Here is a 12287-nt window from a genome sequence, read left to right as displayed (position 1 = left end):
ATGGTTTCATAGGCTTCTTTGTCATGCCGATTTTTCTGATACTCACCGATGTTAGGACAAGGATCATTACATTTTTAATCGTTTCTGTCGTTAGCTTGATGGGTATGTGGTGGTACCCCTAAATAGAAGATAATAAAAAGCTGGATAAATCTTTTTCCCAACGTAGTTAAAGCACATTAATACGATGAATGCTGGGATAAATGGCAGAGGAAGATACTCTACGCTTAGCCAAAACTTAACTTCTTCAATCGATGTACTCATCATTTCAAACATGTATCCAAAAGCAAAAACAGATGACAGAAAGGTTAATATGACATAGTGCTTAACCCGAGGACTGTCTCGAATTTTAAACGCACCGTATAAACTTAAAGCTAAACTAAGGACACCCGAACTTCCAACAATCACTACATATTTGAGTAGTTCACTATGCATGAGCCACGACTCCATTTTCATTAAGGTTAGCGTACGCTACATTATTATATAGCAGCGCGTTTCTCTTAGACTATATATTTTCGTTCATCTAGCCTATTTATCCTCCATAAAACCCAATTACTTCACATTTAATAAGTATATATTCATATAAATCCGATAATTTTTTCAATTTTTTAAAGATAAACAACACCTTTCGACATCTTTTTCATTTTGTTTAGCATATACTTTTAATACTACTAAAAATAATTCTCTTCAGAAAAAGGCAAATCTTTCGAAAGAAAGCGACGCAAAGCTACAGATCTAAGGTGCAACGGCACTATGATGGCTGAGCTCCCTGGGATGGGTCGAGGGGGATATTAAAGTAATGACAAATCAAATAACAGTAAAAGCAGAAGAAGATGTACAAGAATGGATTTCACTCATGCAGCACGCAAAAGATCTCGGTCTCACCATTGAAGAAATACAGCATTTTTTACTTCAGAACGAAACTACATAAACAGTCCTCAAGCTGAAATAAGGCACCGTAAACCTTCAGGTATAGACTACCTGAAGGTTTTTTCGTGCTTGCTTTTCTTGTATACTAGTAATAGGTAAAAACTAGAAAGGATTGTGAAGAAACATTGAATATAGCATCGTTTATCATAATCGCTGCCCTAGTCGTCTACATTTTTACACTACATTCAAAAATACGGGCGCTTGAAAAGCAGATTAAAACAACACCGCTTACGGAAAACCAACAAGAAGCGCTCGCAATAAAAGTCTCAGCCATGCTTGAAAAAGGGTATACAAATGTAGAAGTTATAAAAGCCGTTCGACAAGATACAGGGTGGGGCTTACTTCAAGCAAAACAGTACGTTGATACGTTCAAAAGATGACCAAAATCGAGTTCTTTGGTCATCTTTTTTGCGATTTGATAACGTTTTTCGTCAAATACAGACAGATAACCTTAATTAATGGTACAATGGCGATAAAACAGTGAATTTAACATCATTATGTCAACGGCGATAAAGATGATGATTATTTAAACAATCACTTACCTTTTTTGAACAATCGAATGAGAGAAAGTAGGCTGAACATATGATTGATTTTGATACAGGATCTCCACTAGTGAAAATTAAAGTAGTTGGTGTGGGAGGCGGTGGAAACAATACCGTTAACCGCATGATTGAACACGGCGTGCAAGGCGTTGAATTTATGGCTGTAAACACCGACGCTCAGGCTCTTAATCTATCAAAAGCAGAAAAACGCATGCAAATTGGTGCTGCCTTAACGCGTGGACTGGGTGCGGGTGCAAACCCCGAAGTCGGACGCGCTGCTGCTGAAGAGAGCAAAGAGGAAATTCAAGACGCCCTTCAAGGTGCGGACATGGTGTTTGTAACAGCAGGGATGGGCGGCGGAACAGGGACAGGTGCTGCACCTGTTGTTGCGGAGATGGCTCGTGAGCTCGGTGCGCTAACAATTGGTGTCGTAACAAAGCCGTTTCGTTTTGAAGGAACAAAACGTACTCGTCAAGCAACAGGCGGTGTTGACGAAATGATGAACGCAGTTGATACGCTAATTGTCATTCCAAATGACCGCTTATTAGAAATTGGTGATAAGCGCACGACAATGCTGGATGCTTTCCGCGAAGCTGATAACGTACTGCGTCAAGGGATTCAAGGGATTTCCGACTTGATTTCTATCCCAGGCTTCATTAACCTTGATTTTGCTGATGTAAAAACCATTATGTCAGACCAAGGCTACGCGCTGATGGGAATTGGGATTGCAAGCGGTCCTGAACGCGCTGCTGAAGCGGCGAAAAAAGCAATTTCTAGTCCACTGTTAGATCGTTCAATTGACGGTGCACAAGGAATTCTAATGAATATTACAAGCGGCTCTAACCTCAGTTTATTTGAAGTACAGGAAGCTGCAGATATCGTAACGTCTGCTTCTGACCAAGAATTGAACATGATTTTCGGTTCTGTTATTAATGAAGATCTTCAAGATAAAGTAATGGTAACCGTTATCGCAACTGGCTTTTCAGAAAGCTAACAAAAAAACACTTGGATGATCCAAGTGTTTTTATTTATACAACAGGTTCCAAATATTTCGCCTTTAAATAGATAATAGCCTGCTCAATACACACGGGCTTGCTAAAAATATAGCCTTGAATAAACGGACAGTCATTCTCCTCTAAGAACGAAAGCTGCGCACGCGTTTCCACACCTTCAGCAATCACCTTCATATTCAGCCCCCGTGCTAAGTAAAGAAGGCTCTTTGTAATGGTTTGATGTTTTTCGTTTTCAACAACGGACTGAATAAACGTTTTATCGATTTTCAACACGTCAAAATCAAGCTTTTGCAAGTGAGACAGCGAACTAAACCCTGTTCCAAAATCATCTAAAGCGAACGTCACGCCCTGCTTTTTTAAAACGGTCATCATCTTTTTTACTTGCTCTTCATGATGAATGATGGAGTTTTCCGTAATCTCAAGTTCAATAAGCGATGGATCGATGTCATAGCGTTCTAAAAGCTCCATGACAAATTCAACAAAGTTAGGTTTTAATAAGCGTTTTGACGATAAATTAACCGACACAGGAACGACTGTTAATCCTAACTGCTTCCACTCTTGCAGCTGTTGACATACTCTCTCTAGTACCCAATCTCCAATTTTCACAATTAAATTAGACTCTTCTGCTAGAGGAATAAATTCTCCTGGTGATACAAATCCCCATTCAGGATGATCCCAGCGAATTAACGCTTCAAAGCTATCAAGCTCTCTCGTTTGCGTATTGATCTTCGGCTGATAATGAAGAAAAAACTCATTTTGTTCAATGGCATTTCGCAGCCCTTTTTCTAAATGAAAACTTTTGTACGTTCGGCTATCCATATGAGGTGAATAAAGCTGCCAGTCATTTTTTCCAAGCTCTTTTGCTCGATATAAAGCAAGACTTGCATTTTTCAACAGCGTTTTTGCGTCTTTTCCGTCATGCGGATAAATTGTAATCCCCATGCTGGTGGTTGTGTGAAGATGAAATTCATCAATTTCAACTTCTCTTTCTACTTGTTCAAAAAGCGATTTGGCAATTTGCGTACATTCTTCTAAACGGTCTAATGACTCAAAAAATATCGCAAATTCATCGCCGCCCACTCGTGATAAAGACCCTTTACCTTGTACCGTTTTCTCCAGACGATGCGCTAACTTTTGCAGCATGAGATCACCGATATCATGACCTAAAGTATCGTTTAAATATTTAAAACGGTCAAGGCCGAGATAAAAAACAGCAATGAACGAATGATTCTTTTTAACGCGTGCAATTGCATTAGTTAAATCTCGTTCAAACTTACGGCGGTTTGGCAAATTCGTTAGATAATCGTAATTTGCTAGATATTCAATTTCATCCGTATAGCGCTTTTGCTCCGTAACGTCTTCTACAATTCCGTCGAGACGAATGACGTTTCCTGAATCATCTAAAACTGGAATCACTTGATCTTTTAGCCATTTAGTAATTCCTTTCTTTGTCACGATGCGATAATAGTGACAAATTGGCTCACCGCCCATCAGCTTTACTTGTTCTGCCTCTACTTTTTCAAGGTCATCTGGATGAACACACTCTTTCCACAATGAGCGACTTTGAATAAATTTCATTGCCGCTTCCTCATAGATATTTGCCACTCCGTCGGAACAAAACGTCACTTTGTTTGTGCGAACATCCGCTGACCATATCCCAACATCTAAGCTGTTATAAACCATGGAAAACTGACGCTCAACTTGCTTAAGCTGCTTTTTTATTTGATGTATTTCAGTTACATCAAATACGACGCCAAGAAGCTGCACAACTTGATTTTTCTCATCTATAACAGGATCTGCTTGTTCAAATACGATGCGTGAATGACCGCTGGGCTGAACTAAACGATATTTAATACTGTAGCTATCTCCCTTTTCAATGGCACGCTTTATAGTTTGATTCACTCGCTGCCGATCACCAGGGTGCACAAACGTCAGCACTTCATCGTATGAAGGAATAAAATCTGATGTTTCTTCCATACCAAAAATGACGTACATCTGTCGGGACCAGTACGATTCATTTTCCAATACGTCATAATACCAACTTCCAATATTCGCTAGCTTTTGCTCCATATTCAATTGGGTTTGAAGCGTCATTACATTCAGCTGTTCTTCCGACTTCTTTTTACAGATGGCATACACTGCCTGTAGCTGTCCCTCAATAAGAATAGGAACATAGCTCAGCATCACTCTAGTACTCTTTCCAAACTTTGTTTTTAGAATGGTAGTAAACCGAACGACTTCACCTTTCAGCGCTTCTGTAAAATACTTTTGATGATCTAACCCGTACTCTACAAGTTGAAAAAAAGAGAATTGATCTTGTACTTCAGTACATACAAAAGCCGAAGCCTGCTTGTTATAAAAAAGCAAATCACCTTTTTCATCGAGCAAAAAAATAGCGTGTGAACTGGCTTCTATGAGTGCTGTATTAAAAGTATGAACACCCATCGCATCTTGTGTAGTAGATGCGATGTGATTAAAAAATGAGTCATGCATCTGGTTCTCTTTTCTCCTCGCTCTATCAGTCTTATCTTTAATTGTAAAGGTTCAGTTTGATTTTGCAAGCCTATCCTTACAAAACTGTCATTATTTTCTTAAGGATAATATTTTCATTGAGCTCTGGAAAAGAATAACCGTTTAACGTGTTTTTTGTTTATAGATAAAAATTGACGTTAGCCACGATAAAAGATAGAGAAGTAAAGCAGGTAAAAAAACAAGCATATAAAGGTTTGAGACCTCTAAAGACATGATTGTGCGTGCCGTGTTAATTACCCGCTCCTGCAGGTTATGCACAAAGGTATTAGCAATGATCATATAGATAACGAACAGCCCAATAAAAGCTATTCCTAAATACTTACTGTGAAAAATATACGAAACCGGAAAGGCAATGGAAACAAAAGTTAAAACAACGCTGAGACTAAACACTAATTGCGCCCACTGCATCCCTTCGCTGTGAATAATCCAGTTTGAAGCAGCGATAACAAAAAGCGTAATGACTGCAAACAGGAGCGCACCGAGGTATTTAGCGGTTACAAGCTCTTTGCGTGTATATGGAAGTGAATTTAGTAAAAGGTGCACAGCCGATTTCTCATCTTCTGAAAAAGCATTCATGATGAGTGCGATGCTAAAGATAATACCTATCCAAGTAGTCGACGTATCAAGCAGCAAGTATATAAACAAAATCGGTAGTAGAATGAAAAATACATTTCTTTGCAATAAAAAGTCTTTACGAATAAGCTGTAGCATGTTCACGCTCCCCCTTTTTTGTATAGAACATAATGTCCTCAAGCGTCGGCTTTTCAATGAGCACCTCTGCACCAAAGATATCGTGTACTCGGTCCTTTTTATTGGTCAGCGCTTCAAACCCATGATTAGATGTTTGAATGGCTAGAAATTCTTTTTTCGTGTCACGATCTAGTAAATCAACTGTCCCTTTTACGAGGGCATATTCTTCAAAGATTTGATGGTGCTCTTTTGTAAACATATGCTGTCCGTTATGGATAAGGGTAATGTAGTCTGCGATTTTATCTAAGTCTGTGGTGATATGCGTCGAGAAGAAGATCGTTTTCTCATGATTGAGCATGAGCTCCTGTAGAATCTCTAATAGCTCTCTTCGAAAAATGGGATCTAAGCCAGATGTTGGCTCATCCATCACAATTAAATCCGCGTGATGAGACAATGCCATCGTTAACGAAGCCTTCATCAGCATCCCTTTTGAAAACGTTTTGATTTTTTTACGTAAAGGGAGTTCAAATCGTTCAACATACTGTGTAAACAACGTATCATCCCAGTTTCTGTACATCGGCTTAATAATACGTTGAAGGTCTCGTAGCGTAATGTTTTCGTAGTACATATTTTCATCACATACAAATCCAATCCGTTGCTTGATCTCTTTCTCGTGCTGAGTGTAGTTTAAGCCAAATACAGAGACGCTCCCGCTATCAGGCTGTAAAAGATTCATAATTATTTTAATAACCGTTGATTTCCCTACTCCGTTTCCACCGATTAATCCCGTCACAAAACCTTTTTTTACTGACAGAGATACATCCTTTAGTTGAAATCCGCTAAACGACTTGGTCACATTGTTCAGTTCAATCACGCTACTCATTACCTTTCCTCCTCATACAAAATGATTAAAAGCTCCTGGAGCTCCTGCAAGCTAACTCCAATTTCTTTGCTGTTTTGAATGGCTGCTACTAATTGTTCTTCGATGACTCTTCGCTTTCGCTCACGAATCATCTCGTGATTTTGTTCTGAAATGAATGAACCTTTCCCTACAATTGAAAAGATAAACCCGTCTTTTTCAAGCTCTTCATAAGCTCGTTTGGTTGTAATGACGCTAATACCTAAATCCTTAGCAAGCTGACGCATCGAAGGTAACGAAGCTCCTGGTTTTAATTCATCCGCTAAGACCTGCTTTTGAATTTGATGGTAAATCTGTTCATATATAGGCTCTTTTGATTGATTTGAAATCACAATATGCATATTCATACCTCTTTTAAATAATGTATATATACTTTATATACATTATATACACATTGTGTTCCTTATTTCAATATTTCCCATAGAAAAAAGCGGTAAGTTTTTCACTTACCGCTTTCTGCCTTCTTATTTATGAATCCAAACTGCTCCAGCTGAATTATCATTTGCTTCGCCAATCACATCGATTTTCAAACCGTATTTTGGAAGAATGCGGCCGGCATCTTTAATGCGATCATCGATATAAGAACGACGGTCGTTAAAGCTTGTCACCCCTTTTGCTTCTTTGGAAGAAATTGTTCCCCATGTTGAATGCGTATATGTCCATGGAAGCGTTGAATCAAATGAGAACGCAGCGTCTGCGATTTGATAACGAGTTGAGTTTGCCGTTGTGCTAATTCCGTTTCCGTTAAAGTATAGAACTTTTTTCGGATGTGAATCAACAACGCCTAAGAAACCTTCACCAGGGTGCTCTCCAACCCAGTTATCTAAGTAGCTATCGTCAGCGTACCATAACAGCATTCCCGTATTGTACTTCGCTCCGCGTGCAAATTGCAGCGCCTTGTCACTTCCAGCGTAGTTTCTCCACTCAACGTAGTAGTAGTTATCCTTGTACATTAAGCCGTCCGTTTGCTCAAATCCATCTAGCGTAAACGTTGGTTGACCTTCAGCATCATCTGTAAATACAACGTTACCATCCACTACAAGCGATGCGTTATCCAGCCCAAACCCTTCAAGTGCTAATCCGCCGTCCGTTACGTATTCAAACTGAAGCTTGATTTTCTTGCCTTTAAACTGACTTAAATCATAGCTTACATCTACCCATTTTCCATTTGTTGTTTCGGCAGAGTTATCAGCATTATTTGCTTTATCACCAATTGTATCTAAAAGAACTTTAGAGCCATCTGGGAGAATAGCATTTACATATAGGTAATCATATTCTGCTTCCACTTCATAGTTTGCTTTAAAGTTAAATGAAGCTTTTGTTGCACTTGTTAAATCTACCTCTTTTGTCGTCATTGCTGTGCGCAGGTCGTCACCTTTTTGACTGTAATAAAACTTCTTACCGAAGTCTGTTTTCATCCCTTGCACGGCTTTTTGAGGAAGGTTAATCTTCACAATGCCTGGGTTTTTAGATTTCGTTACGCTTTGGTCAATGATGCTTACAGCGCCCGTCTTTTTAATATCTTTTAAATCCATTTCTTTAATGTTTGCCCAGTTTCCTCCCATTACCTTTTGGAAGAACTCTTTGTTTTGTGGTGAAAAGCTTGTTGGCTCTGTTCCAGCAATTTCTCCAGCCCAGCTTCCGCCACTCATAATAGACCAAACACCAACCGGCTCACCTTGACCTGTATATTGCGTATCATACTCATCTGGAAGACCTAAGTCATGACCGTATTCATGAGCGAAAACCCCAACAGCTCCGTCTTCCGGCTGAATTGTGTAATCATATGCGGACACATCAGAACCAGGTACTTTATAAGGCTGTCCTAACGTCCAGCGGTGTGACCAAATTGCATCATCGCCTAACTTACCTCCACCTGCTTCTTGACCTGTACCAGCGTGGATAATCATTAAGTGATCCACTAATCCGTCCGGCTCGTTTAAGTTGCCGTCACCATCTAAATCATATTGATCAAATTGATCAAATTCTTTTAAATCAATACCGCTTTTAACAGCTTCTTGAAGTGCTTCTTTTACAAGGTCACGAGGGCCTTTGGGTCCGCGATTGTCATTTCCACCGTTTGGATTATCAGCACCGTAATCTGCCGCGTTACCTTTAACGGTTAACCATTCAGAAACCGTACCATCCATTGTATAGCTTCCACCTGATTGCTCTTCGTAATATTGTTTAAATGTTTTAACTTTTTTACCGTTAAACAGCTTGAATTCTTTATCTCCAAACATTAACTTTTCATAATGCTTCCGATTAAAATCATCAGCATACATATAACCAGGCTCTTGAACCACGTTATTATGTTTAAAGTCTGCATATTCAACTAACAGTACAAGCACTTTATCTGTACGAACATTTCCATTGTATTTTGCTTCTTTAGCTGGCTTAACTTTCACGCCATTTCCGCTTCCTTTTGTTACAGCGTTCATGTTAACGTTCTTTGCTTCCTTTACTTTCTTTTCATTTTTAGCACGGGCTTGTTTTGCTTTTACATCAATTTTATTTGGCTTTTGCCCTTTCACACTTTCTTTATGGCTGTCTTTCTTCTCTATGTATGCATTAACAGCCTTCTTTACCTCTTGAGGTGTTGCCTTTTTTGAAATGACCCCTTGCTGCTGCAAAGCTTTCCCTAATCGTTCTTCTGGAACAATATTCATATCCAGCGGTGGACTTTCAAGCTGATCAGCTGTTTTCGCTGATGCACTCGTCGCATTAAACAGAGGAAGTCCTCCACCGATTGCAACGGTTGTTGCTAGCAACGAGGTTCCTAGTACTTTTTTCCATGTAACCAAAGATAATACCCCCTTCTAAATTATCGCACTATTAGCAAAATTTATTTTAATCTGAAGTTTCTTGTCGGTCAATAGGTTTTGCTTTTGTAATAAAGCATTACATACCGCTAAAATCCTACATACTCCTCTATTTAGATCGTCTTACAACTCGACATTATAGGCTAAAAAGAGGATAAAAAATGTAAAAAAACTGTAAATATATAACTATAAGAATAATATGTAATCTTATATACCTATCGGCTGTTTTGTTATGGGTATATATTATTATTTTCAAAATTTTCGTATTTCGTAGTGTTCTATAAAGAAGAAGCTAAGACACAGCTAAATGATTCCTTTTCAAAGACGAAGCATGACTTTTCTACAATAACAAGTTCGTTCCATTACGCTGCAGACACTAGGTCTCTAAAATTGATTTCAAATCAACAAAAAATCCGAACTATAAAAGAGTCGTTAACTCTTAATAGTTCGGATAGATCATTAACTGAAATACTTATGTCCCAACCTCTTTTTGGTTTATTGGTATCGAGTTGGTTGACTCGGTACGGTTTCCGGCTGAGGAGCTGGATATTTTTCAAGTTCAGGATTTGCCTTAGTTGCAACTTCTTCACCAGCTTGCTTTACTTTATCACCAATGTCTTGCAGGTCTTCTTGTACACCTTGCGCAGACTCTACTAGTTGAGAAGACTCTTCTTTAATTGACTGTACGGGACCATTTAGTTCATTGTTCACTTTCTCATATAAACTTTTAAGATCTGACGTTACTTCTTTAATAACACCTGAAGCTACTTTAATACGATGTTGCCAATCATCTTTTACTTCAGATGGGTTCTCTCGTAGGCGCGTGACAAAACCTGTTGTCGAATTCTTAGCACACTGTGCACTGTTTATGACCTTTGTTCGCGTGCGTTTATCAACAAGCGCTACCACCCCTCCAACCGCTGCTCCTACCGCAATGCCTGTTAAAAGCTTATTTCCCTTTTGAGAAGGATCTTGTCCTTGGACCGCTTGTGTTTCATGAGTCGTTGCCTGCTTCATCTTATCCACTCTCCCTTTGTGATTAAAATAGTTGTTAGTGTAGATATTCCCCTTTTCTTTCCTCCTAAACTGTGAAAAAACGCCCAACTTTTGTTAGGCGCTTTTCACTACTCTTTCTCTGGCCAAATTTTTGCTCCTGGCTCAAGTAACCATTCGTGATCTCTTTCCATAATGCGCGCATTCCACGGATTATCATCAAGGTGACGAATCATCCAGCAAAAGTACATAGCATACCCTGGAGCCGTCGCTTGAGGATGATCTAGCTCTCCCGGGATGGTGATAAAGCTGTTGTGCACAACGCGATGAGCATCTTCTCCAACCATTGCACAGCCAAATCCTTGAGGCTTATTAAAGCGATAGTAATATACTTCAGGCTGGTCGTGATGATGCGGAGGATAGCTGGACCATCTGCCTGGATAGGAAATCACTTCACCAATGACCATGTTCGAATAAGGGGCGTTCTCGTAATCAAAAATAGTTCGGATCACGCGCTGAGCTGTTCCGTCCCATACACCTTCTCCTGCTACTTCACTTTGGCAATCCGAAGGCATATAAAGTTTAGAAGGAAAATTGCGATCATTGTCTGTTTTTTGAACAAGGACTTCGCTTTTTCCAAGCGATGTAATCTTTACTTCATTATTGCTAGCAACGTGAAGACACCATGGATCTTCTTCAAACACGCTTTCACGCTCTATCTCCTGGACGTTGCCATCCCACTCGATGCGAACTTTTCCTTCTAATAAAAGTACTGCCGTTTCTTTTTCGGAATCTCGCAATACTTGCTCCGCACCCTCTCTTAAACTATAAATCCCAATATCAAGCATCATATCTTCGTGCTTGCTTGCCATATTCGTTAATTCATTGTACCCTTCTTTTAATTGTCCAAGCTTTTCAAACATTTCTTTCAGCTCCTTACGTTACCTACTTTATAGTCCACTTTTTTCTCTAATAAATTGACGTGCTTTTAGCGCGTATTCAAACGGATTAGCAACAGCAGGGTCCTGTTCGGCTTCTACTACAAACCATCCGGTATAATCAGAATCAGCAAGCTGTTCAAAGATTGGTTCAAAGTTGATGCTACCGTCTCCTGGCACGGTAAATACTCCTTGCCGAACCGCTTGTAAAAAGCTCCATTTCTTCGCTTTCACAGCTTCGACTACGTCCCGTCGCACATCTTTCAAATGCACATGCTTAATGCGCGGTAAATACTTCTTTAAAATATACAAAGGATCTTCACCTGAAAACACTAGATGTCCCGTATCAAACAAAAGGTGAACCAACTCTGGATCGGTCATCTCCATCAGTCGATCAATCTCAGACGTCGTTTGAACACCCGTTCCCATATGATGGTGATACACGATATGCATATCCTTTTCTTTGGCAAGCATCCCTAAGTGATTTAGGCCTAGAGCAAGTCGCTGCCACTCATCTTCTGTAAACTGCGGCTTTTCATCAAAAAGCGGAGTATCCATAAGCCCTTGAATGCTGCGTCCTTGCTCTGACACAACAATCACGCTTGCACCCATCGCGTGTAAAAAGTCGCGGTGATTAATAAAAGCACTCACCGTTTCCTCCAGTGGCTTTGTCGTTAAATATGTGCTAAACCAAGCGCTTGCAATCTCTAATCTGCGATGAGACAGCGCTTTTTTTAAAACCTTCACATCACGTGGATACTTATTGCCAACTTCGCTTCCTTTAAAACCAGCAAGCGCCATCTCGCTAATACACTGTTCAAACGTATTTTCTCCACCAAGCTCCGGCATATCATCGTTCGTCCATGCAATTGGCGCGATGCCAAGCTTAATTACACCTTCTTTAAACATAG

12 protein-coding genes and 1 riboswitch are annotated in these 12287 nt (G+C 39.7%); of the genes, 3 read left to right on the top strand and 9 right to left on the bottom strand.

Annotated features, from left to right (window positions below; translation table 11 throughout):
* Positions 1-90: 90 nt before the first annotated feature.
* Complete coding sequence (locus tag MKZ18_RS05450) at positions 91-432, bottom strand: histidine kinase N-terminal 7TM domain-containing protein (protein ID WP_282023315.1); 342 nt, start codon at positions 430-432, stop codon at positions 91-93.
* 251 nt (positions 433-683) lie between these two features.
* A riboswitch (cyclic di-GMP riboswitch) is annotated at positions 684-770 on the top strand.
* Between the two features lie 26 nt (positions 771-796).
* Between MKZ18_RS05450 and MKZ18_RS05445 the strand changes: the two genes are divergently transcribed.
* The 3 genes from MKZ18_RS05445 (at position 797) to ftsZ (ending at position 2463) form a co-directional block, all read left to right on the top strand.
* A complete protein-coding gene (locus tag MKZ18_RS05445; RefSeq protein WP_081801837.1) occupies positions 797-928 on the top strand; it encodes an anti-repressor SinI family protein in 132 nt (43 codons plus the stop codon).
* Positions 929-1052: 124 nt separating this feature from the next.
* Complete coding sequence (locus tag MKZ18_RS05440; protein WP_062686569.1) at positions 1053-1307, top strand: hypothetical protein; 255 nt, start codon at positions 1053-1055, stop codon at positions 1305-1307.
* 202 nt (positions 1308-1509) lie between these two features.
* On the top strand, positions 1510-2463 hold the full coding sequence (ftsZ, locus tag MKZ18_RS05435) for a cell division protein FtsZ (RefSeq protein WP_025909243.1): 954 nt from the start codon (positions 1510-1512) through the stop codon (positions 2461-2463).
* A 34-nt stretch (positions 2464-2497) separates the two neighbouring features.
* On the opposite strand, the gene MKZ18_RS05430 is transcribed toward ftsZ, so the two are convergent.
* The 8 genes from MKZ18_RS05430 to iolE all read right to left on the bottom strand — a co-directional run bounded on the left by MKZ18_RS05430 (position 2498) and on the right by iolE (position 12285).
* A complete protein-coding gene (locus tag MKZ18_RS05430) occupies positions 2498-4975 on the bottom strand; it encodes a GGDEF domain-containing phosphodiesterase (protein ID WP_253346863.1) in 2478 nt (825 codons plus the stop codon).
* A 141-nt stretch (positions 4976-5116) separates the two neighbouring features.
* Entirely contained in the window at positions 5117-5725 is a 609-nt protein-coding gene (locus MKZ18_RS05425) for an ABC-2 transporter permease (protein ID WP_061785302.1), read from the bottom strand.
* A complete protein-coding gene (locus MKZ18_RS05420) occupies positions 5706-6587 on the bottom strand; it encodes an ABC transporter ATP-binding protein (protein ID WP_340842872.1) in 882 nt (293 codons plus the stop codon). The genes MKZ18_RS05425 and MKZ18_RS05420 overlap by 20 nt, the downstream gene beginning before the upstream one ends.
* Positions 6587-6964, bottom strand: a complete 378-nt coding sequence (locus MKZ18_RS05415) for a GntR family transcriptional regulator (RefSeq protein ID WP_025909247.1) — start codon at positions 6962-6964, stop codon at positions 6587-6589. Before MKZ18_RS05415 ends, MKZ18_RS05420 begins: the two co-directional genes overlap by 1 nt.
* A gap of 123 nt (positions 6965-7087) precedes the next feature.
* Positions 7088-9427, bottom strand: a complete 2340-nt coding sequence (locus MKZ18_RS05410; RefSeq protein WP_076512532.1) for an immune inhibitor A domain-containing protein — start codon at positions 9425-9427, stop codon at positions 7088-7090.
* A gap of 513 nt (positions 9428-9940) precedes the next feature.
* Complete coding sequence (locus MKZ18_RS05405) at positions 9941-10462, bottom strand: YtxH domain-containing protein (protein ID WP_328101216.1); 522 nt, start codon at positions 10460-10462, stop codon at positions 9941-9943.
* A 107-nt stretch (positions 10463-10569) separates the two neighbouring features.
* On the bottom strand, positions 10570-11361 hold the full coding sequence (locus MKZ18_RS05400) for a 5-deoxy-glucuronate isomerase (protein WP_025909250.1): 792 nt from the start codon (positions 11359-11361) through the stop codon (positions 10570-10572).
* Between the two features lie 27 nt (positions 11362-11388).
* A complete protein-coding gene (gene iolE, locus MKZ18_RS05395) occupies positions 11389-12285 on the bottom strand; it encodes a myo-inosose-2 dehydratase (protein ID WP_061785305.1) in 897 nt (298 codons plus the stop codon).
* Positions 12286-12287: the final 2 nt, after the last annotated feature.

The organism is Priestia sp. FSL W8-0001 (genome assembly GCF_038050335.1).
Taxonomy (GTDB): domain Bacteria; phylum Bacillota; class Bacilli; order Bacillales; family Bacillaceae_H; genus Priestia; species Priestia flexa.
The sequence above is the reverse complement of the archived record's forward strand: the minus strand, read 5'-3'. Positions and strand labels throughout refer to the sequence as shown.

Coding starts and splice junctions, on each gene's coding strand:
- MKZ18_RS05450 (WP_282023315.1), bottom strand. CDS start 432: ATGCATAGTGAACTACTCAAATATGTAGTGATTGTTGGAAGTTCGGGT.
- MKZ18_RS05445 (WP_081801837.1), top strand. CDS start 797: ATGACAAATCAAATAACAGTAAAAGCAGAAGAAGATGTACAAGAATGG.
- ftsZ (WP_025909243.1), top strand. CDS start 1,510: ATGATTGATTTTGATACAGGATCTCCACTAGTGAAAATTAAAGTAGTT.
- MKZ18_RS05430 (WP_253346863.1), bottom strand. CDS start 4,975: ATGCATGACTCATTTTTTAATCACATCGCATCTACTACACAAGATGCG.
- MKZ18_RS05425 (WP_061785302.1), bottom strand. CDS start 5,725: ATGCTACAGCTTATTCGTAAAGACTTTTTATTGCAAAGAAATGTATTT.
- MKZ18_RS05420 (WP_340842872.1), bottom strand. CDS start 6,587: ATGAGTAGCGTGATTGAACTGAACAATGTGACCAAGTCGTTTAGCGGA.
- MKZ18_RS05415 (WP_025909247.1), bottom strand. CDS start 6,964: ATGCATATTGTGATTTCAAATCAATCAAAAGAGCCTATATATGAACAG.
- MKZ18_RS05405 (WP_328101216.1), bottom strand. CDS start 10,462: ATGAAGCAGGCAACGACTCATGAAACACAAGCGGTCCAAGGACAAGAT.
- MKZ18_RS05400 (WP_025909250.1), bottom strand. CDS start 11,361: ATGTTTGAAAAGCTTGGACAATTAAAAGAAGGGTACAATGAATTAACG.
- iolE (WP_061785305.1), bottom strand. CDS start 12,285: ATGTTTAAAGAAGGTGTAATTAAGCTTGGCATCGCGCCAATTGCATGG.